We start from the raw sequence: 18,748 nt of genomic DNA on the forward strand, positions 1-18,748 counted from the left end.
ACAAGAAACTACCGGAAGACAGCAGTAACGACACCCACAAACCCCCGCCGCTCCAACTCTCGGTCATGATAACCAATCTCGCCCGCGACGTCCAGGCGTTCACGAGCAACGCGTTCCTCGTGGAGGGCGACCGCACCGTGCTGGTCGACACCGGGTCGAACTTCGACGCGGTCGGGAAGATCCGCGACCGCGGCGCCGACCTCGACGCCGTCGTCCTGACCCACACCCACCACGACCACGTCGGCAACCTCGGGTCGGTGACCGAGGCGTTCGGCGTCGAGACCTGGGGCTTCGACCCCGACCAGTCGGGCGTCGACAACGCCATCGCCGACGAGGAGACGGTCCGACTCGGCGACCACGACTACGTCTCGCTCCACACGCCGGGGCACAAGAACGACCACCTCTGCTTCTACGCGGCGGACGCCGGCGTGCTGTTCGCGGGCGACCTCATCTTCCAGAACGGCGGGTTCGGCCGGACCGACCTCACGGAGGGCGACCGGCGGCGGCTCATCCAGAGCATCGACCGGGTGCGCGAGACGGTCGACGAGTCGCTGGCCGAACTGCACGTCGGCCACGGCCCGAGCGTCACCACCGACCCGTACCGGCACGTGGAACTGGCCGGACAGGCCGCCCGGATGGGATAGCCCACGACGGCGTCCACGACCCCTCAGAACGTTTAACTCTCCGCGGACGTCACTCCCGCTATGGCCGACGGTGCGCGACTGACCACGACGGAGACCGTCTACGAAGCGGGCTCGTGGCTGTTCACGGTGCGGGACCCGTACGACGAACGCGACGAGGTCATCCTCGTGCCGTGCGAGGACGACGAGGAGCCGGTTCGCGGAGACGACGGCGCCCGGAGCGACGGCGGCGCGGCCACCGGGGACGGCGACCCGACCGACCGCGGCGTGGAGGCGTGGGTCAACCGGTGCACCCACGAGGCCCAGCGGCTCGACCGCGGGTTCGGCGCGGCGATTCGCGACGGCCAGGTCGTCTGCCCGAAGCACGGCTCGATGTTCGACGCCTGCTCGGGCTACTGCGACAACGGCGAGGCCGCCGACACGACGCTGGTCTCGGTCGAGGTCGCCGTCGAGGACGGCGCGGTCTACCTCACCGACGAGGACTACGACTTCGTCCACGAGGGCAGTATCGAAGACGGAGAGAGCGACGTGAACGACGCGGGTACGGATGAGAGAGACGAGGGGGAGAGCGACGAGGACGACGATGACGACATGCCGAGTTCGACCTCCCACATCGGCTTCTGAGGCTCAGTTCTCCGCGACTGCCAGGAGGTCGGCGTAAGCCCCCTCGTAGGCTCGGGCGACCGCGGCGGGGTCGCGCCGGTCGTCGTCGGGCAGCGCCGACAGCCGGGCGGTCGCCTTCGGCTCCGCGAGTTCGGTCACGTCCGTGGTGTGGACCTCCAGCTGGCCGTCCCTGGGGCTCCCGCCGGCGACCTCGCAGGCCTTCAGGAACCGGTCGCCGTCGTAGGCCCGCATCCGGCCGGGCTCGACCACCGCGACCGCGTCGAAGTCGAGACCCCGAATCGGGAGCGCCACGTCGGCGTACGACTCCACGACGGTCGGGCGACCCGTCTGGGCCTCGACGTCCCGGATGCGGTCGGCGAATCCCTCGAACATCGGTAGATGCAGTTTCCTGGTTATCTGGTCCAGCTGCTCGACCGATTCGACCGCGGGCGCGTCGTCGAGCGGGAGCTCTCGACGGGCCGACTCGGGGACGTCGGCGCCGGCGTTCACGACGAACGACTCGCCGACCCGGTCGAGCACGAACTCCCGGTGGGCCTGTCCGACCAGACCCGTGTCGGGACCGGGCGAGGGCCGCCAGAGCCGATGGACCGGATTGACGTCCTCGGGGTCGTACTCGCCGGCGCTGGCCGCCGCGAGGCGCTTGGCGTCCTTGCCGTAGAGCCGGCCGTCCGCGACCGCCCGGTGGTAGTCGTCGTGGTCGAACCAGTAGTCGTTGCCCGCGCGGGGCTTGAACCCGACGCCGTCGAGGCGGTCGAGCAGGCCGGTGGAGAACGTGGTCTTGCCGGCGTCGACCCGGTCGCCGCCAGCGACGAGTATCCTCATCGTTCGTCGTCGGTCTTCAGGCCGTAGTAGCCCGGCTCGTCGTCGCTCTCGGGCTCGGCGATGACCAGGTCGTCGGCGTTGTTCATCACCCACGGGATGGCCCAGTCGAGCAGGATGTCCTCGGTCTCGGCGTCGATCTCGGCGTCCGGGTCGAGGCCCTGGAGCAGGCGGGCGATCTCGTAGACGGTGTACATCGCGTCGGCGTCGAGCAGTTCGTCGGCGGTGTAGAAGTCGCAGGGGTGGAGCTGTTCGAAGTCGGACTTGGGTCGGGGCATGGCCGGGCGTACGGCCGAGCGCGGCGTAAAACGTTCGTCTCTCGACGACCGTTCGTGCCCTCTTCTGGCGGCCGGTAGCCAACGACGGTTGTCAGACCTCAGATATGGGCACGTTCCGACGGCCGAAGTCCTAGTTTTTATGCGTGGTGCCTTCTCAGGGTTCCGTACTGATGGGAGACGCTACCGAGGAGCGTAGGCGGGACGCCAAGGCGGCGCTCGTCGACGCGTTCTCGATATTCGAGGGCGACGCCCTCCGCGACGTGTGGCTGTTCGACCAGCGGGACCACGAGGAGCTGTACGTCCGCGAGGACGTGTGCGACAAGATCACCGACGTCGACGTCTCGCGGTACGTCGACAACGAGCGGTACGGTTACGTCACCCGCGACACCTACAGCGACCTCCACTACGCCTCCTACGAGTACACCGTCCGGGGGTTCGACGGCTACGAGCAGTTCCGGACCTTCCTCGACTGCGCCGACGCGAGGGTCGGCGTGTTCGCCAGCTTCGACCGCCGCGAGGGCGGCTACGACTTCGGCGCCCTGCACGACGCCATCGAGGACGTGGTGGCCGACCACCCGCCCGCGGCCTTCGCGCCGGAGTGACCGAGCGGCCGCGGAGTCGACCGCGGCGGCGCCCTCTCCTCGACGCCGGACCTACCGACCGGCGAAAACGAGATACGGACTCGGCGGGCCGACGACTTACTGGGTGTCGGGGAGCTTCCCCAGCTCCTCCTTCTGGCGGTCGTCGGTCAGCGCGGCGTAGCCCGCGGGCTTGACGAAGTTCTCCTGGCCGAAGTCGCTGAGTATCATCCGGAGGAAGGCCGCCTCCTTCTTCGAAGTCCCCTCGTAGGTGTAGCAGTGGAGGTCCCGCGACAGCGGGTAGTTCTCGTCGGCGAGGTTCTTGCCGGGCTCGTACACCTTCCCGTCGAACGACAGCTTGATGGCCGGGACCTCGTCGGTGACGAACGCCAGCGCCATGTAGGCGATGGCGTTGTCGGACTTGCCGACCAGCGTCTTGACCTGCTGGTTCTGGCCCTTCCGGACGTCGACGCCGGGCATCTTCGCGTCGGCCGACCCGAGCATGTTGAGCCGGAACGCGGTGTCGGTGCCGGAGCCGACCGAGCGACCGACCGCCTGGATCTCCTTCTCCTCGCCGCTGTAGGAGTCGATCTGGTTCCAGTTCGTGATCTCGCCCGTGTAGATCTTGCGGACCTGCTCGGCGGTGAGCTTGGTGACGCCCGCCTCGTAGACCTCCTTGCTGACGACGATGGGCTGGGCGTCGACCCCGACCACGTGGTCCTTGTACTTCTCGAGCTCGGACTTGCTGGCGTCCGAGAGTTCGGCCTTGACCGGGGCGCTGGAGTTGCCGATGTCGACGAGGCCCTTCTTCAGCTTCTCCAGGCCCGTCCCGGAGTGGCTCAGGCCGACGGAGACGGAGAACGGCGGGGAGGCGCCGTCGCCGGACTCGAAGCCGTAGAGGCCGGCCCAGTAATCGGCGAGGCGCTCGTCGGTGTCGATGCCGTACTGGCTCGGCCCCCAGTACTCCTTGTCGCTCGCCGGCGGGTTGGACGACCAGACCGACCCGGCCTTGCTCGTGATGGGGTAGACCGTCGAGGAGCCGCCGGCCTTCAGCTCCGTCGGTCCGCCGGACTGACCGCTCGCCTCGGAGTCGCCCTGCTTTCCGTTCTGGTTCGTTCCGGAACCGCCGGTGCCGCCGATACAGCCGGCGAGCGCGAGGACGCCGCTCGCTCCTGCCGCGCTCACGAACTTCCGCCGACTCGACTTCCCTGTCATCACCCGAGCCTTCCGTCGTCTGTCTCATAAACCCTCCGAAGAAAATATATATTTTCTCGGTATCTATATATTGGTCTCCATTGAGACCGTTTCACGAGGGAACGGAACGGTTTGGGAACTGTTCGCAGCCGTATCTGTCCGAATGCGGAGCGGTCAGTCAGCCGGTTCTTCGGCGTGGACGCGGGAACGACAGCGAGTGCGATATTCGCCCGACAGGGGCTACGAGACCTCGTCTCGGCGGTGATGATTACCCGCGAGCCGCCTCGCTACTCGAAGTGGCGACCCGAAGAAAAACGGTAGCTCGGGAGCTTACTCGTGGTTGCCGACCGTCTTCTCGTACTGCTCGGCGACGTTGTCCCAGTCGACGACCTCGAAGAAGTTGTCGACGAAGTCGCCGCGGTCCGGTCCGTAGTCGTAGTAGTACGAGTGCTCCCAGACGTCCAGCGCCAGGATGGGGTGGGCGCCCCACAGCGCGCCGTTGTCGTGCTTGTCGACCGCGAGGTTGCGGAGCTGCTTGGCGACGGGGTCGTAGACCAGGAGCGCCCAGCCGCCGGCGGCGCTCGCGGCGGTCTCGAACTCGCCCTTCCAGCCCTCGTAGGAGCCGAAGTCCTCCTCGATGCGGTCGCGCAGCTCGCCCTCGGGCTCGCCGCCGCCGTTCGGGGACATGTTCTCCCAGAACAGCGTGTGCAGGTAGTGACCCGAGCCGTTGTGGGTCACGTCGCCGAGCGCGCCCGCGGTGCCGCCGTAGTCGCCGCTCTCGCGGTTCTCGGCCAGCGTCTCCTCGGCGCTCTCGAGCCCGTTGACGTACCCCTGGTGGTGGGTGTCGTGGTGCCAGGTGAGCACCTGCTCGCTGATGTGGGGCTCGAGTGCGTCGTAGTCGTACGGAAGCGGTGGCAGTTCGGGGTTGGATCGCTCGGGCATAATTGAACCTCCAGTAGATAGATATCACTTCACGGTGTTAAACCTTGAGAAGTCGACTGATAACACATCTCTAGGTACGGGCCAAAGACAGACCTCAGGCTCTCTCTGCGGTGTTCGGCCGCCAACCGGTGAACTCGATTAAAGTAAGTTCAGTGATGGTTCCGCCGGCCATCGACCGCCTCGCCCGCCTACCGGGTCTGGGTCTGCTTGGGAATCGTGTCGGCCTGCTGTGCCTGCTGGTAGCGCTGCTCGACGTCGTCCCAGTTCACCACGTCCCAGAAGTTGTCGACGTACTCGCCCCGGTTGTTCTCGTACTGGAGGTAGTAGGCGTGCTCCCAGACGTCGCAGACCAGCAGCGGGGTCGCGCCCTGCGGGTGCTGGTTCTGGTGGTTCTCGGCCGCGGCCACGATGGGCTTGTCCGCGATGTGGTCGTACACCAGCATGCCCCATCCGGAGCCCTCGACGCCCTTGGCAGCCTGCGAGAAGTCCGACTTGAACTGGTCGTAGCCGCCGAAGTGCTCGTCGAGGGCGTCGGCGAGGTCGCCGCCGGGTTCGCCGCCGCCGTCGGGGTGCATGTTCTGCCAGAAGACGGTGTGGTTGACGTGGCCCGAGAGGTTGAACGCGAGGCTGCGCTTGACCGACCGGACGTCGCCCCAGTCGTCGGAGCCGCGCATCTCCTCCAGTTTGTCGAGCGCGGCGTTCGCGCCGTCGACGTACCCCTGGTGGTGCTTGTCGTGGTGCAGTTCCATGATGCGCTGGTCGATGGCCGGTTCGAGCGCGTCGTAGTCGTACGGCAGTTCAGGTAGTTCGTAAGTAGCCATTCTGTCTCCCCCGTCTCCCGGGGCAACGGCCACCGGGTTAAGCTTTAAGCGAGTGGTCGAACGCCCGATATGCGGGTTCGCGGACACCCGCGCCGCCGGGCCGGGACGCCGGCCGGTCTCGCCGTGGCCGCAAGTCGCTTTGAAGCGGCTCCCCTCGGACCAACCGTGACACTCGAAGGCTCAGCGGCGCCCGACTTCAGCCTCGAAAGCACGTCCGGCGGCGAGGTATCGCTCGAAGAGACGCTCGACTCCGGGCCGACAATCGTCCTCGTCAACCGCGGCCACTGGTGCAGCTTCTGTGCCGAACAGCTGGCGACGTTCAGCAGGGTGTACGAGGACCTCAGATTCAACGAGGGCGTGAACGTCCTCCCCGTGGTGACGAGCGAGCTGCCGAAGCTGGTCGAGATGCGCGACCGGTTCGACTACGACTTCCAGCTGCTCGCCGACCCCGACGGGGAGGTCGCCGACCAGTACAGCGGGACCGAGCAGACCAGCCACGGGCTGACCGGTATCGCGGGGACCTACGTCGTCGACACGGACGGGCAGGTCCGCTACGAGCAGATTGCCGACTCGGTCGACGACCGCACCTACGGCAACTGGGTCCGGTACTTCATTCGCAACGACTTCGAGGACCCCTTCGGCGAGTAAGGGCGGCCCCGGTCGGCCGTATTCTTTCTGTCAGTGCTGCCCGTTAACCGAACGTGGGTGAAGGCTCCGTCGACTGATCGGAGGGCTGGGGAAGTCGTAGTACAGGCGTGACGAGAGCCCGATCCTGGTGCTAGAGGACAAGAGTGACGTGTTTTAGCGTGTTCATCGCCGGTTGTCCCGCCCCGTGTCCATCCCGCCGGTAACGAACGGTCCGGAGACCGCGGGACCACCACACGCCATGACCGACTCGTCCGACCCGACCGAACCGTCAGACTGGCCGTGGCCGGAGTCGCTCGACGCCGCCGAGGCGGCGCCCGAGTCCCACGAGGTCCTCCTGGAGAACGACCGGGTCCGCGTCGTCGAGGTCGCCATCCCGCCCGGGGAGCGCGAACCGGTCCACACCCACCGCTGGCCCGGCGTCGTGCTGGTCGACCGGGCCGCCCGAATCCGGTACTACGACGGGGAGGGTGAGGTGGCCTACGAGTCACCTGAACGTGGAGACGGCGAGGTGGCCGAGGCGTCCCCGCCGGAGACCGAGTGGATGGCGCCGGAGGGGCCGCACGGGGTCGAGAACGTCGATACGGTGCCCTACCACGCGATCCGGGTCGAGCTGAAGAGTCGTTGAGCCTCGGCCCGTGATTCACTCCTCGCCCCGCGCTCGCTCGAACATCGCGATGGCGGCCTCGCGGCGCTCGGCGTGGTCGACGATCGGCGCCGGGTAGTCGGGCGCGATCCGCTCGCGCTCGGCCGGATCGAGTTCGTGCCAGCCGTGAATCTGCTCCGCGCTCGCGTCCCGGAGCTCCGGGACGTGCTCGCGGACGAACTCCGCGTCGGGGTCGTAGCGCTCGCCCTGGGTCGTCGGGTTGAACACCCGGAAGTACGGCTGGGCGTCGGTGCCGGTCGAGGCGGCCCACTGCCAGCCGCCGGCGTCGTTCGCGGGGTCGTGGTCCGCCAGCTTCTCGCGGAACCAGGCGTAGCCCTCGCGCCAGTCGATCAGCAGGTCCTTCGTGAGGAACGAGGCGACGACCATCCGGAGCCGGTTGTGCATCCAGGCCTCCGCCCGGAGCTGGCGCATCCCCGCGTCCACGATGGGGTAGCCGGTCTCGCCGTCCTTCCACGCCCGCAGGGCGGCCTCGTCCTCGCGCCACTCGACCTCGCTCTCGTACTCCCGGTAGTTCCGACTGACGACGTCCGGTCTGGCCGCGAGCACGTGGGCGTAGAACTCCCGCCACGCGAGCTGGCGCTGGAACTCGCGGACCGACGCCGCCTCGCCGGGCTCCTCGGCTTCTCCGCCATCGCCGTCGCTCGCGTCCTCGTCGGGGTCGCCGTCCGCCCGCGCCATCGCCTCCTCCGTCGCTCGCCAGACCTCCCGGATCCCGACGGTGCCCCACTTGAGGTGGACCGAGAGCCGCGAGGTGCCCTCCCTGGCGGGGTAGTCGCGGTCCGCGGCGTACCGGAAGACGTCGTCCCCGCAGAACGCCCGGAGCCGCTCGCGGGCGGCCGCGGTCCCCGCCGCGGGGATCTCGGCCTCGGGTTTGTCGACGCCCAGGTCGGCGAGCGCCGGGACGTCGGTCCCGGCGATGCGGCCCGCGTCGACGACCTCGCCCTCCGCCGGCGGGTCGACCGGCGCGTCCGTCTCGCGGTCGCGCCACTTCCGCCAGAAGTAGCTGAACACCGAGTAGTGCTCGCCCTGATTCGTCCGGACGGAGCCCGGTTCGTGGAGCAGTTCGTCGTGGTACGCAGCCCGCGAGACCCCGGCGTCGTCGAGCGCGAGCCGGACCTCGCCGTCGCGCTCCCGCGCCAACCCGGAGTAGTCGCGGTTCCAGTAGACGGCGTCGGCGCCGTACTCGTCGGCGATCCGCGGCAGTTCCTCGCGGGGGTCGCCCCGAGTCACGAGCAGGTCGCCGCCGAGCCCCCGGTAGTCCGCGCGCAGCGACCGGAGCGCGTCGAGCAGGAACGCCGCGCGGGGCGGTCCGGCGTTGGCGAGCACGGCCGGGTCGAGGACGAAGACCGGCAGCACGGTCTCGCCGTCGCCGGCGGCCGCGGCCAGCGCGCGGTTGTCCGCGACTCGGAGGTCCCGGCGGTGCCAGTGGAGTCGCATGTCGGTGTCGTGGGACCGGGGCGTCCTCAAACCAGGGGTCGGCGCCCGGCGGTTCCTGTCGGCGACGAAATACCTAAGGCGGTGCCGCGGCCTGACCCGAACGATGCACGTCGAGCCTGGCCGCGCGGTCGGCGGGAGCAGACTGGCACTGTTCGTCGGAGTCCTCGGCCTCGCCGCAGCCACCTACCTGGGCGTCCCCGCGCTGGCGTGGGGCTGCCTCGCGGTGGTCGCGGCCGCGTTCGGGCTGAACACGGTCGGCAAGCTGCGCCACTACGCCGACCTCCCCGTCTCGGAGCGCGAGCGCCGTCGGCTCGTCGCCTCCTGGGTCGCGCTCGCCGTCGTGGTCGTGGCGTTCCTCGCCAACGTCGTCTACACCCGCCACGGCGCCGGCGACGGGAGCTACTACTGGGCGCTCGCGGTCGCCGGCATCGGCCTGGGGATGGTCCACCGCGGCCTCCAGGCGGAGTACCTCGGCGAGCTGGCGGCGGAGTCCGAGTCGGTCACCGCGGAATGAGGGCCGCCCCCGTCCCGCGGCGAGACGGACCGTCATCCCGCAGCAGGGAGAACAGGCACCGTCGCCCACCCCACCCGGACGGCCGCGCTGGTCGCGAGCACGGCCACGCCGAGTAGCACGAGGACCGCGTCGCCGACGCCGAACTCCAGCTCGGTCCGGAGCTCGCGGTCGCCGGTGAACGAGTAGCCCCGCATCTTCATCACCGCCATCATCGTGTTCGAGCGCCTGAGCACCGTCAGGAACATCGGGATGCCCACGCCGGGGAGGTTGCGCGCCAGCGTGATCGGGTTCCTCGTCTCGATCTCGAGGCCCTTGACCTTCATCGCGTCGAGGACGCGGTAGAGGTCGCTGATGGTGACGTAGAACAGCAGGAAGACGTACTCGACGGTGAACACCGCGACCTCCGGGACGCCCAGCGCCCGGAGGGCGTCGGTGAGCTCGGTCAGCTCCATCGTGGTGAAGATGCTCGCGCTCAGGAACAGCGCGGCCGGCCACGAGAGGGTGATCTTCAGGGCGTAGTCGAACGACCCGCCGAACGCCGGCTGGCCGGCCGCCATCCGCTCTAACGCGGGGAACGCCAGGAAGCTCAGCGCCTGGGGCACCTGGAGGGCCAGCAGCACCGCCACCCACTTCACCGGCACCCGGGCGACCGCGGCCATCCCGAGGCCCAGCACCGCGAGCCCGAGGATCCAGTGCCACGTCGGCGCGACGTAGATCAGCGACACGAGCAGCGCGAACAGCGCCAGCTTCGCGCGGGGGTCCCGGCGGTGGAGCGGACTGTCGACGTCGTTGTAGACGACCGGGACGCGGCGCTTCACGCCGAGACACCTCCCTCGGCCGCCAGCGCCTCGACCAGGTCGTCGCGGGTCAGCGCGTCGACCCCGACCCGCCGGGCCAGCCGCGCGGCCTTCGGCGGCCGGAGGTACCGATCGGCGAGCCGGTCCCGGTTCTCCGGCGCGAACACCTCGCGGACCGGCCCCTGCATCGCGACCTCGCCGTCGTCGAGGACCGTCACCCGGTCGGCGATCTCGCAGACGAACGCCATGTCGTGGTCGATGACGACGACCGCCGTCCCGTCGTCGCGGAGCCGCCGGATGGCGTCCTCGATGACCCGCTGGGAGGCGGCGTCGACGCCCGCCGCGGGTTCGTCCAGCACCACGGCCGCCGGGTCGGTCGCCAGCGCGGCGGCCATGGTGACCAGGCGCCGCTCGCCCTGCGGCAGGAAGACCGGGTCGGCCTCGCGCACGTCGCCGAGCCCGAGCAGGTCGACGACGGTCTCGACGCGCTCGTCGACGAACGCCTCGTCGTACCGCTCCCGCCTGCCGAGGAGGCCGAGCGGGCCGCGCCGCTCGTACCGGCGCTTCTCCAGCGGATACCGGATCTCGTCGACGACGGTCTGTCGGTTCAGCTGCTCGTCGGGGTTCTGCAGCGCGATGCCGACGTCCTCGGCCAGGTCCCGCGCCGTGGCCTCGGCGGTGTCGGTCCCGGCGGCGACCACCCGTCCGGACGTGGGGCGCTGGAGCCCCACGAGGAGCTTGCTGAGCGTGGTCTTGCCCGCGCCGTTGCCGCCGAGGATCGCGTGGACCTCGCCCGCGCCGACCGACAGGTCGACGCCCGAGAGCGCGACCGTCCCGTCCGGGTACTCGTAGGTGCAGCCCTCGACCGAGAGGACCGCGTCGTCTCCGTCTCGCGACGCCGCTCCGGAGTCGCCCGCACCACCGGCCGACCCGGTTCGCCCGGCGCCGTCGGGGGCCACGGGCGTCCGCCGCCCGTCGGCCGAGACGGCGCGCGCGAACTCGTCGGCGGTCAGCGGCGAGGCGTCGAGCCCGACCCGCCGGGCCACGTCGAGCGCGACCGGCGGGTCGACCCCGACGTCCGACAGCAGCGCGGCGTCCGTCAGCACCTCCCGGGTGGGCCCGGAAGCGACGACCTCGCCGCCGTCGAGCACGACGACCCGGTCGGCGATGCCGACCAGTTCGTCGGGGTCGTTGGCCGTGACGACGAGCGTGGTCTCGCCGGCCAGCGACGCCACGAGGTCGGCCACGCTCCGCCGGCCCTCGGGGTCGAGCATGTCGGTCGCGGTGTCGAACACGAGCACCTCGGGGTCGACGGCGAGCGCGGCCGCGATGGCGAGCCGCTGCTGCTGGCCGCCCGACAGCTCCCAGGTGAACTTCTCGGCGACGTCCCGGAGCCGCACCCGGTCGAGCAGGTCGAGCGCCCGCGACTCGGCGGCCTCCCGCGAGCGGCCGGCGTTGGTCAGCGGGGCGACCACCTCGTCGAGCGCCCGGATCTGGGTGAGCTGGGCGCTGTAGTCCTCGAACACCATCGCCACCCGGTCGTCGTCGGCCGACCGCGGGTCGCGGCCCGCGACCGAGAGCCCGCCCTCGATCCGACCGCCGGTGATCTCCGGCACGAACCCGGCCAGCGCCATCGAGAGCGTCGTCTTCCCGGCCTCGACCGGCCCGAGCACACCCAGTACCTCGCCCTCGTCCGCCCCGAACGAGACGTCGTCGAGCGCCGGACCGTCCCCCGTCGGGTACGTGAACGTGAGGTCGTCGACAGCTATCGCGCTCCCGCTCCCGTCGCGTGCACTTCGGTTCATGTACGAAAAAGGGTCTCCGTTCAGTTCGCGACCTGGCCGTCCGCGGCGGCCGGGAACAGCCGGTCGGCCCGGCCCTTGAGGTAGTTCACCATCGGGATCAGCGGGATGGCGCCGAGGATGATGCCGTGGGTGACCGTGTTCCCCGCGAGCGCCGTGAGGTAGACGTTGATGGAGTCGCCCTCGATGACCAGGAATACCAGCCCCTCGATGGCGAACTGGACGAAGCCGCCGAGCACCGCGCCGGTCGCCAGCCGCATGACGTCGTCGGTGTCGTCGCCCATGACCCAGCCGGCGATCGTGAACCCGACGAGGTAACCCGCCCAGCCGAACGGCTCGTCGGGTTCGAGGCCCTCGAAGAAGTCGAGGATGCCCTCCGCGAGCGTCGCGCCGACCGCGGCCGCGATGGTCGGCGTCCCCCACGGCACGAAGACGATGACCGTGTAGACGACGAAGAACGGCTTCCAGTCGATGTCGGGGCCGAACTCCCCGACCCCCTCCGCGATGGCCAGTCCGCCCGCGAACAGGACCGCCGTGAGCCCCGCGATCACTATCAGGTTCCCTATGCTAGCGTCGGTCGTGAAGCGTCGTTTGCCGGTTGCGCCCTGCGACATCAGGCGTGAAATCGGAACTACCCCTCAAAACATCTACTATGATACATATTTGGCAGTAACGGGCGCTCGGAACGCCTCATAGTGATATATACCAATGCCGAAATCCGCCTCCGTCTCCCGGTTTGAGACGATCACGGTTCGTGGTGACGGAATCATCGAATGCATCGGCATCCAGACATAGTCGGATCAGTCCCCTCAATCACTCCCTTCGCAGGCGACCGTAGCCGGTAAGAGTCGTCCGCGGTCGGCGAACCGCGCGAACGACGACCAAATTTTATTGGCGTCGACGGCGTATCGCGGTCCCCATGCTACCGCCCGCCGCCTCCGGAGCCCTCCTCGTCCTCGCGGTGCTCGGGACCGTCGCGTTCGCCGACCGCATCGTGGACGCGATGGTGTCGGTCGACGAGTTCGAGGCGCCCGACCGCCCCGAGTGAGTCCCGGGGCCGTCACCGGAGGCTCGCGTTCCCGCTCCCGTCCGCCAGCACCGACTCGTCGAGGTCAGCGACGGAGTCGCGCCCCGACAGCGCCAGCGTCAGGTCGAGGTCCGCGAGGAAGTTCCGGACGACCGCCCGGACGCCGTCCTCGCCGTCGATGGCCAGCCCGTAGACGTAGGGGCGACCGAGCAGCACGGCGTCCGCACCGAGCGCGAGCGCCTTGATCGCGTCCGCGCCCCGGCGGATACCGCTGTCGAAGAGGATGGCGAAGTCGTCCCCCTCGTCAGCCAGCGCGCGCTCGTCGGCCACTGCCTCCACGACGTCCGGAAGCGCCTCGATGGCCGCGATCGCGCCGTCGACCTGCCGGCCGCCGTGGTTCGAGACCACGACCCCGTCGACGCCACGGCGGACCGCCTCGCGGGCGTCCTCGGGGTGGAGGATGCCCTTCAGCAGCACCGGGAGGTCGGTCCGCTCGACGACCGCGTCGACGGTCGCCCAGTCCATCGAGAGGTCGCCGAACTGCTCGATGAACTGCCAGAGGGCGGTCCGTTCGTCCTCCTCGGGCGGGGCGTCGAGCGAGTCGCGGAACGCCGGGTCGGCGAGGTAGTTCGCCACGCCCTCGCCGTCGAGGAACGGGAGGTAGGCGTTGGCCACGTCGCGCTCGCGCCACCCCATCGTCGGCGTGTCGAGCGTGACGACGATGGCCTCGTAGCCCGCCTCCTCCGCGCGGTCCACGAAGCTGGCGATCACGTCCGGGTTCTGGCTCGGGTAGAGCTGGAACCACCCCGTAGCGTCGCCGAGTTCGGCAGCGACGTCCTCCATGGTCGCCGAGGCGGCCGAACTGGAGACGAACGGGACGCCGACGTCGGCGGCGGCCCGCGCGCTCGCCAACTCGCCGCCCTCGTGGATGATCGACTGGACGCCGACCGGCGCGAGCAGCACCGGGACGGGGAGCTCCCGGCCGAGGAGTTCGACCGAGAGGTCCCGCTCCGCGACGTCCTGCAACATCCGCGGGACGATGCGCCACCGCCGGAACGCCTCGCGGTTCCGGTCGGCCGTGTCCTCGCCGCCCGCGCTCCCGACGACGTAGGCGCAGGCCTCCGCCGAGAGGGCGTCCGTGGCCGCCTCGCGGAGGGCGTCGGGATCGACGGGCAGGTCGGGGTGCTGGTCGGCGAGCATCCCGCCGGCGTACACCTCGCGCTGTCGATTCGGGCCGTAGGGCTCGGACGGGTCGTCCATGGTCCCTCGGAGGCGGTGTGGGGTGTTATAGCTTGGTCCGGAAGCGGGCCGGCATCACTCGCCGCCGGCCCGCGCCAGCACCGCCGAGGCAGCCACGCCGGCGACGAACGCCAGCCCCACGTTGGTCGCGACGCCGAGGACGCCGACGCCCGCGGTCAGCGCCAGCGAGTCGGTGTCGAGGCTCGCCCGGCCCAGTTCGACGCTGACCAGCGCGAGCACGACCCCGAGCGCCGCCATCGGGAACGCCGCGACCAGGTCGGCCGCGCCGAGCGCCGCCGCGGCGTAGAGCGCCCCCAGCACCAGGTTCGCGCCCGCGGTCCGCGCGCCGAAGGCGTGCTTGCCCGCGACGCCGCCGCTGCCGTGGCACATCGGGAGCGCGCCGAGCGGCACCGCCAGCAGGTTCATCGCGCCCATGCTCGTCGCGAGTTCGTCGGGCGAGACGTCGGCGTCGTAGAGGTCGCCGAGGAGCAGCGAGGTCGCGACCGCGGCGTTGCCCACGGTCATCGCGAGCTGCGCGCCGGTCGCGGCGAGGGCGTCCCGGGTCAGTGCGAAGTCGGCCGGGAGCGGGCCGAATCCGCCAGCACCGGCACCGGCCCCGAGACCCGCGACGCCCAGGGCCGGCACGGCGAGGCCCGGCGCGCCCGTCTCCAGCCCGGCGAGCGCGACCCCGAACCCGAGGACGGCCAGCGCGCTCGCCCGCCGGTAGCCCAGTGCGATGACCGAGACTCCCACGGCTCCGGCCGCGAGCGCGATCTCCGGTGCGCCGGCGCCGAGTTCGAGCCCGGTCCGGGCCAGCACGAGCGCGACCGCCAGCTGGACCCCGCGGATGACGGCCGCGTCGATGCGGTCGGCGAGCGCGCCGAGCGCGCCCGCCGCGCCGAGCGCGAGCAGGACGCCGCCGGCGAGCGTCCCCGCAGCCGCGAGCTCCGGGACCGTCAGCGACCCGGCGACCACGAGCGCAGCCAGCGCCTTCATGGGTTCGACCGAGACCGGCGCGCCGTACCGCAGCCCCCAGACCACCTGGAACGCGCCGAACCAGAGCAGCAGCACCGGCAGGCTGAGGTCGGTCAGCGCCGATACGGCGACCACGATCGGGAGCACCGTCACCGAGTCGCCGACCGCGCCGGTCACCTCGCCGGCGGAGAGTTCGACCCGCCGCGTCCCCCAGTTCACGACCGGGACGTCCATGTCCGAAGGGTCGGTCGTAATCGACTTAGGTTTACTCAGAAACCGGAATCGGCTGTGAGCGAGTCTGGCGTAACCGACATCGGTTACACTTCCCGGCCTGTCAGCTCAGCGCGAGCCGGAGGTGGCCGAGGAACGGCACGCGCACCTCGGCGGTGCCCCGGACCCACGAGGGGCGGACCGGTCGGCTCCGACCGACCGCCTGGTCGTAGTAGGGGTTGGCGTCGCCCAGCGTCACGAACCCGGCGTTCGGGGCCGGGCAGTTCCGGATCTCGGCGCAGCTGTCGCCCGGGAGGTACTCGGGGTCGGCCTCGTCGTACCAGTTCTCCGAGTCGTTCACCCAGAACCGCGCCCGGTGGATGATTGGCGTCTCCGACCTGCTGCCGTCGGGCCGGAAGACGATCACGTCCCCGTGGTCGCCGAGCTTCCGGTAGCCCGTCGTCTCCCCGGCCCGGTGGGTCACGACGCCGGTCCCGTCGGTCGCGGCGCCGGGCGCCAGCCGGTGCTCGTCCATCACGAACACGAGGTCGCCCCGCTCCATGTGGGGCTCCATGCTCCCGCTCTCGACCGCGACCATCGGCGGCCACACCCCGCTGACGCCGAACAGCACTAGGGCGACCAATCCGACGACGAGGAGGCTCTGGGCGGTGTCCCGGAGGAGCGCGACCGCGGCGTGGTCGCTCTCGCGGAACCGGGTCACCGCCTCGCGCACCCGCTCGGTCGGCGTGTCGTCGCTCATCGACTCTGACGTCTCCGGGCGGTCCCGTTAATCTTCTGCCGGGTCCGCGGAGTGTCGCCTCTTCTGGCGGGTTCGCGAGGCGTCGCTGTCGGCCTGCCCCCTGCGACCGCCGGCGAGTGAGTGGGGCGGCGACCGCCAACGCGACGCCGGATGAACCGCGTTCCCGGTCCTCGGCGTTGGCACGGGAACTATGGTGGGCGCCTGCGTGGTGTCGGCCATGACCCACCGAACCGTCCACCTGCCGGTGGCGGCCCGACCGAGCATCGACGACGTGGTCTCGCTGGCCCGGCTGGCCGAGGAGACCGGCTACCGCCGGGCGTGGCTCCCGGAGACCTGGGGCCGGGACGCCGCGACCGTGCTCGCGACCGTCGCCGAGCGCACCGACGACATCGGCATCGGCCCCTCGATCCTCAACGTCTACTCCCGATCGCCCGCGCTCGTCGGCCAGACCGCCGCGACGCTCCAGGAGCTGTCGGGCGGGCGGTTCCGCCTCGGCCTCGGCCCCTCGGGGCCCGCCGTCATCGAGGGCTGGCACGGCCAGTCCTTCGACGAGCCCCTCCGGCGGACCCGCGAGTACATAGAAATCGTCCGGCAGGTGCTCTCGGGCGAGACGGTCAACTACGCCGGCGACGTCTTCACCCTCGGGGGCTTCCGGCTGCGGTGCGACCCGCCGGAGACCCCCGTAGCGGTCGACGCCGCCGGGATGGGCCCGAAGTCGGTCGAACTCGCCGGCCGGTTCGCCGACGGCTGGCACGCGCTGATGCTCACGCCCGACGGGGTGCGCGACCGGATGGAAGACCTCCGGCGGGGCGCCGACCTCGGCGACCGCGACCCCGACGACGTCCGGGTCACGCTCTCGATCACCTGCGCGGTCTCGGAGGACGGCGAGCGCGCCCGAACCCTCGCGCGCCAGCACCTCGCGTTCTACGTCGGCGCGATGGGGACGTTCTACCGGAACGCGCTCGCCCGGCAGGGCTACGAGGAGACCGCCGAGACCGTCGCCTCGGCCTGGGGCAACGGCGACCGGCAGGCCGCGCTCGACGCCATCGGCGACGACCTGCTAGACGACCTCGGGGCGGTCGGCACGCCCGAGCGCGCCCGCGAGCAGATCGAGCGGTTCGAGGCCATCGACGGCGTCGACCGGGTCGCGGTGTCGTTCCCCCGTGGCGCCGAGCAGGACGAACTGGCGGCGACCCTGGAGGCGCTCGCGCCGAATCGGTGAGCGCGGACTCCCCGCCGGAACGGCCCAGAGGCGGCTCTGGAGAGCTCCGGACGCCTTCGTAGCGGTGGGGAGGGCTACCCACCGAAGCCTTTTGTCGCGGGTCTGAGGAGATCCGGACGCACAATGAGTAGATCGACGTTCGAGCTGTACGAGGACCGATCCGAGAACTGGCGCTGGCGACTCGTCCACGACAACGGCAACATCATCGCCGACTCCGGGGAGGGGTACGCGACGAAGCAGAAGGCCGAGCAGGGCATCGAGAGCGTGAAGGCGAACGCCGCCGACGCCGACGTCGTCGTCGCCGACTGAGTCGACATCGCCGCGCGGCCGGTTCTCCGTTTGGTTCCGGCGACGCGGGGAACACCTATTCCGGTCGCGGCCGACACCGGACGCATGACCGAGACCGAACTATCCGACGTCCGCGTCGACCACGTCGGCATCGCGGTCGAGTCCGTGGCCGACGCCGAACCCCTGCTGGAACTGCTCGGCGCCGAGAAACTCGTCCACGAGACGGACCCGACCGGCGCGTTCCGGTGGGCCTACTACCGGCTCGGCGACGCCTCGCGGGTCGAACTGATAGAGCCCGTGGACGGGGAGGAGTCGTTCCTCACCGACTTCCTCGCCGAGCGCGGGCCGGGGATGCACCACGTCACCCTGGAGGTCGCGGACATGGACGCGGCGGTCGACGCGCTCGACGCCGGGGGTGTCCGCGTCGTCGACCGGACCGACTACGACGAGTGGTCGGAGGCGTTCGTCTCGCCCCGGAACCCGACCGGCGTGCTGTTCCAGCTGATGGAGTACCGCGAGCCCTTCGAGGACGGGCGGCCCGGCTCCGAGCGACTCTACATCGGCGGGAAGAAGCTCTCGGAGTAGCGGTTCGGGGACCCCGTTCGCCCGTCGCGCTTAATGCCGTGCGAGCGCTACGACCGGCATGTTTCCGCTGGGCCACGTCGGGATGGCCCTCCTGTTCGCCGCGCCCATCGCGCTCCTGCTCGACCGGAAGCGCCGGTACCCGCCGGTGCTGGTGCTGGCGCTGGCCACCGCGCTCCTGCCGGACCTCGACGGGAAGGTTCCCTTCTCGCACCACCACGGCGGTCCGCACACCGTGCTGTTCGCGCTCGCGGCCAGCCTCGCCTTCGGACTCGCCCTGGCGTTCGTCTCGGTGAACCTCCTGTGGCTCGCCCGTCGCGTCGACAGCGTGCCCGAGTTCCGGCCGCGGGCGGCGTTCGCGCTCGGGTTCGGCGGCGCGCTCGCCGGCCTCGCCAGCCACCTGTTCGCCGACCTGCTGATGATCCCCATCGCCGACAACCCGGTCGAGCCCCTCTGGCCGCTGTCGAACCGGCCGGTCGCGCTCGGGCTGGTCCACCCCGCCGACCCGGCGTGGAACTACGGGCTGCTGGCCGCCGGAATCGCCGCACAGCTCCTCGTCCTGACCGTCGTCGTCCGCCGCACTCGGGACCGGACGTCCGCGGTCCGATCGACCCCGTCCGGCGATTCGAATCGCTCGCGGTGACCCCCGTCGGGGTCGCTGCCGGGCCGACCCGCGGGCGCTCGGA

Annotated in this window: 23 protein-coding genes; 11 read left to right on the forward strand and 12 right to left on the reverse strand. The window is 70.6% G+C overall.

The features are described 5' to 3' along the window. The first annotated feature begins 65 nt into the window (after window positions 1–65). Window positions 66–644: an MBL fold metallo-hydrolase gene (locus tag ACQUQF_RS11425; protein WP_435178849.1), complete on the forward strand. Its 579-nt coding sequence runs from the start codon at window positions 66–68 to the stop codon at window positions 642–644. A gap of 60 nt (window positions 645–704) precedes the next feature. Then, on the forward strand, window positions 705–1,265 hold the full coding sequence (locus tag ACQUQF_RS11430) for a Rieske (2Fe-2S) protein (protein ID WP_435178851.1): 561 nt from the start codon (window positions 705–707) through the stop codon (window positions 1,263–1,265). Between the two features lie 3 nt (window positions 1,266–1,268). Here the strand turns inward: ACQUQF_RS11430 and ACQUQF_RS11435 are convergent, their stop codons facing one another. Continuing rightward, entirely contained in the window at window positions 1,269–2,087 is an 819-nt protein-coding gene (locus ACQUQF_RS11435) for an ATPase (RefSeq protein ID WP_435178853.1), read from the reverse strand. After that, window positions 2,084–2,362 (reverse strand): DUF5827 family protein, encoded by a 279-nt coding sequence (locus ACQUQF_RS11440; RefSeq protein WP_435178855.1) that lies wholly within the window; start codon window positions 2,360–2,362, stop codon window positions 2,084–2,086. Before ACQUQF_RS11440 ends, ACQUQF_RS11435 begins: the two co-directional genes overlap by 4 nt. A 170-nt stretch (window positions 2,363–2,532) precedes the next feature. Here ACQUQF_RS11440 and ACQUQF_RS11445 point away from each other — a divergent pair, with 170 nt between their 5' ends. Continuing rightward, window positions 2,533–2,964, forward strand: a complete 432-nt coding sequence (locus ACQUQF_RS11445; protein ID WP_435178857.1) for a DUF7522 family protein — start codon at window positions 2,533–2,535, stop codon at window positions 2,962–2,964. A gap of 96 nt (window positions 2,965–3,060) precedes the next feature. On the opposite strand, the gene ACQUQF_RS11450 is transcribed toward ACQUQF_RS11445, so the two are convergent. From ACQUQF_RS11450 to ACQUQF_RS11460, 3 genes are all read right to left on the reverse strand, one after another. Continuing rightward, the gene (locus ACQUQF_RS11450; protein WP_435178859.1) at window positions 3,061–4,155 is read right to left on the reverse strand and encodes a PstS family phosphate ABC transporter substrate-binding protein; all 1,095 of its coding nucleotides are present in this window, start codon (window positions 4,153–4,155) and stop codon (window positions 3,061–3,063) included. A gap of 309 nt (window positions 4,156–4,464) precedes the next feature. Continuing rightward, window positions 4,465–5,076, reverse strand: coding sequence for a superoxide dismutase (sod, locus tag ACQUQF_RS11455; protein ID WP_435178862.1), 612 nt, complete (start codon window positions 5,074–5,076; stop codon window positions 4,465–4,467). Window positions 5,077–5,264: 188 nt separating this feature from the next. Beyond that, a complete protein-coding gene (locus tag ACQUQF_RS11460; RefSeq protein ID WP_435178864.1) occupies window positions 5,265–5,897 on the reverse strand; it encodes a superoxide dismutase in 633 nt (210 codons plus the stop codon). 165 nt (window positions 5,898–6,062) lie between these two features. Here ACQUQF_RS11460 and ACQUQF_RS11465 point away from each other — a divergent pair, with 165 nt between their 5' ends. Next, on the forward strand, window positions 6,063–6,545 hold the full coding sequence (locus ACQUQF_RS11465) for a peroxiredoxin family protein (protein ID WP_435178866.1): 483 nt from the start codon (window positions 6,063–6,065) through the stop codon (window positions 6,543–6,545). Window positions 6,546–6,783: 238 nt separating this feature from the next. After that, entirely contained in the window at window positions 6,784–7,170 is a 387-nt protein-coding gene (locus tag ACQUQF_RS11470; RefSeq protein ID WP_435178868.1) for a cupin domain-containing protein, read from the forward strand. Window positions 7,171–7,185: 15 nt separating this feature from the next. Here ACQUQF_RS11470 and ACQUQF_RS11475 read toward each other — a convergent pair whose 3' ends face one another. Next, the gene (locus ACQUQF_RS11475; protein WP_435178870.1) at window positions 7,186–8,646 is read right to left on the reverse strand and encodes a cryptochrome/photolyase family protein; all 1,461 of its coding nucleotides are present in this window, start codon (window positions 8,644–8,646) and stop codon (window positions 7,186–7,188) included. A gap of 103 nt (window positions 8,647–8,749) precedes the next feature. Here ACQUQF_RS11475 and ACQUQF_RS11480 point away from each other — a divergent pair, with 103 nt between their 5' ends. After that, a complete protein-coding gene (locus ACQUQF_RS11480; protein WP_435178872.1) occupies window positions 8,750–9,160 on the forward strand; it encodes a hypothetical protein in 411 nt (136 codons plus the stop codon). Window positions 9,161–9,192: 32 nt separating this feature from the next. Here ACQUQF_RS11480 and ACQUQF_RS11485 read toward each other — a convergent pair whose 3' ends face one another. The 3 genes from ACQUQF_RS11485 to ACQUQF_RS11495 are packed head-to-tail and all read right to left on the reverse strand — an operon-like array spanning window position 9,193 to window position 12,373. Continuing rightward, on the reverse strand, window positions 9,193–9,978 hold the full coding sequence (locus ACQUQF_RS11485) for an energy-coupling factor transporter transmembrane component T family protein (protein ID WP_435178874.1): 786 nt from the start codon (window positions 9,976–9,978) through the stop codon (window positions 9,193–9,195). Next, a complete protein-coding gene (locus tag ACQUQF_RS11490) occupies window positions 9,975–11,762 on the reverse strand; it encodes an ABC transporter ATP-binding protein (RefSeq protein ID WP_435178876.1) in 1,788 nt (595 codons plus the stop codon). Before ACQUQF_RS11490 ends, ACQUQF_RS11485 begins: the two co-directional genes overlap by 4 nt. A gap of 20 nt (window positions 11,763–11,782) precedes the next feature. Further along, window positions 11,783–12,373, reverse strand: coding sequence for a hypothetical protein (locus ACQUQF_RS11495; protein WP_435178878.1), 591 nt, complete (start codon window positions 12,371–12,373; stop codon window positions 11,783–11,785). Window positions 12,374–12,678: 305 nt separating this feature from the next. Between ACQUQF_RS11495 and ACQUQF_RS11500 the strand changes: the two genes are divergently transcribed. Then, a complete protein-coding gene (locus ACQUQF_RS11500) occupies window positions 12,679–12,807 on the forward strand; it encodes a hypothetical protein (protein ID WP_435178880.1) in 129 nt (42 codons plus the stop codon). Window positions 12,808–12,819: 12 nt separating this feature from the next. Here ACQUQF_RS11500 and ACQUQF_RS11505 read toward each other — a convergent pair whose 3' ends face one another. The 3 genes from ACQUQF_RS11505 to ACQUQF_RS11515 all read right to left on the reverse strand — a co-directional run bounded on the left by ACQUQF_RS11505 (window position 12,820) and on the right by ACQUQF_RS11515 (window position 15,970). After that, a complete protein-coding gene (locus ACQUQF_RS11505) occupies window positions 12,820–14,046 on the reverse strand; it encodes an alpha-hydroxy-acid oxidizing protein (RefSeq protein WP_435178882.1) in 1,227 nt (408 codons plus the stop codon). Window positions 14,047–14,100: 54 nt separating this feature from the next. After that, entirely contained in the window at window positions 14,101–15,234 is a 1,134-nt protein-coding gene (locus tag ACQUQF_RS11510; RefSeq protein WP_435178884.1) for a putative sulfate/molybdate transporter, read from the reverse strand. A gap of 100 nt (window positions 15,235–15,334) precedes the next feature. After that, window positions 15,335–15,970: a S26 family signal peptidase gene (locus tag ACQUQF_RS11515; RefSeq protein ID WP_435178886.1), complete on the reverse strand. Its 636-nt coding sequence runs from the start codon at window positions 15,968–15,970 to the stop codon at window positions 15,335–15,337. Window positions 15,971–16,187: 217 nt separating this feature from the next. Between ACQUQF_RS11515 and ACQUQF_RS11520 the strand changes: the two genes are divergently transcribed. From ACQUQF_RS11520 to ACQUQF_RS11535, 4 genes are all read left to right on the forward strand, one after another. After that, window positions 16,188–17,192 (forward strand): TIGR04024 family LLM class F420-dependent oxidoreductase, encoded by a 1,005-nt coding sequence (locus tag ACQUQF_RS11520; RefSeq protein WP_435178888.1) that lies wholly within the window; start codon window positions 16,188–16,190, stop codon window positions 17,190–17,192. 123 nt (window positions 17,193–17,315) lie between these two features. Then, complete coding sequence (locus ACQUQF_RS11525; RefSeq protein WP_435178890.1) at window positions 17,316–17,501, forward strand: HVO_2922 family protein; 186 nt, start codon at window positions 17,316–17,318, stop codon at window positions 17,499–17,501. A gap of 84 nt (window positions 17,502–17,585) precedes the next feature. Then, window positions 17,586–18,065, forward strand: a complete 480-nt coding sequence (locus tag ACQUQF_RS11530) for a VOC family protein (RefSeq protein ID WP_435178892.1) — start codon at window positions 17,586–17,588, stop codon at window positions 18,063–18,065. Between the two features lie 58 nt (window positions 18,066–18,123). Beyond that, window positions 18,124–18,705 carry a metal-dependent hydrolase gene (locus ACQUQF_RS11535; RefSeq protein ID WP_435178894.1) on the forward strand — a complete coding sequence of 194 codons (582 nt, stop codon included), beginning with the start codon at window positions 18,124–18,126 and terminating at the stop codon, window positions 18,703–18,705. Window positions 18,706–18,748: the final 43 nt, after the last annotated feature.

This window comes from Halorussus sp. AFM4, from assembly GCF_051194995.1.
Taxonomy (GTDB): Archaea; Halobacteriota; Halobacteria; order Halobacteriales; family Haladaptataceae; genus Halorussus.